Below are 1,085 nucleotides of genomic sequence, written 5' to 3' on the forward strand. Positions count from 1 at the left end.
TTGGTTACATTTTCTGTCATGGTATTTTCTGTCAACATGCGCTTCGCTTTTACTTCGATACTTGCATTTGCCGACATGCTTACCATTGTGCACGATACTAATCCTAGCCATAACGCTGATTTCAACTTCATTCGGTATACTCCATTATTTATAAACCCATCAATACAGAACGTCATACCAAGCTAGTCTAGCAACAGTGATGTCTCAAAAATGATTAATTTTTAACCTTTACTTCCTTTACGATCAGCATCTCAGTCTGAAAGAATATCACTAACGGTCTGCTCAATTAGCGCCCTTGCAATAGTGCCTGTTGGTGCCACTGGTGGCATTTCTTTCACACCGAACCATTGTGCATCGGATAACTCCGTATAATCCGGATTGAGCTCACCAGAATCATAATCGGCGAGGAATGCCATCATCATACTGGATGGAAAGGCCCAAGGCTGACTGCCAAAGTAACGAATGTTTTTCACGTGAATGCCCGTTTCTTCATGCACTTCGCGCGCGACACAGTCTTCTAAGGTTTCTCCCGCCTCTAAAAAGCCCGCAATCACGGTGTACATGCCATTTCGATGCCTTGGGTGCTGCGCTAGTAAGATCTGATTTTCTTTACGCACAGCAACGATGATGCATGGGAAAATGCGCGGGTAGTGCAAAGTACGACACTCTCCGCATTGCATGGCAAATTGATTATTATTAAGAAAGTTGCGCCCACCACATTGCGGACAAAAGCGTAAGCTTTGGGTCATGTGCCCATATTGGATAGCCTTGCTCAACAGCATAAATAGCGGTTCAGGGAAATGTAGACAGTCGCGCAATGAAACGAGTGGGAGATCTTGCTCCAAATCTGCAAAATTAATCCACATCACTGGCGAACCAAGATAGTCACCAATTTGCCTCGCATTCTCTTCTGGCAGTGAGAACTGCTCCGCACTACCAAAAGGCACAGCACCATCCACCAGCCAAATTTCACTTCCTGCAACAACACACCAGTGTGCATTTGCCACACGGTTAACATCACCTTTTCTTAACATTACACCATCCCTTTGCTTGAAGTTCGTTCATTTTACTGGCAATCTAATTTC

At 44.5% G+C, this 1,085-nt stretch carries 1 protein-coding gene; it reads right to left on the minus strand.

The window, feature by feature from the left end:
• Positions 1 to 251: 251 nt before the first annotated feature.
• Positions 252 to 1,034, minus strand: coding sequence for an NAD(+) diphosphatase (gene nudC / locus R7R78_RS24415; RefSeq protein WP_017449540.1), 783 nt, complete (start codon positions 1,032 to 1,034; stop codon positions 252 to 254).
• Between the last annotated feature and the right edge of the window lie 51 nt (positions 1,035 to 1,085).

The sequence above is a fragment of the Vibrio sp. 2134-1 genome (assembly GCF_033339495.1).

What these genes read in the sequence shown, in the direction of transcription:
- nudC (WP_017449540.1), bottom strand. Translation starts at nt 1,034, where the DNA reads ATGTTAAGAAAAGGTGATGTTAACCGTGTGGCAAATGCACACTGGTGT.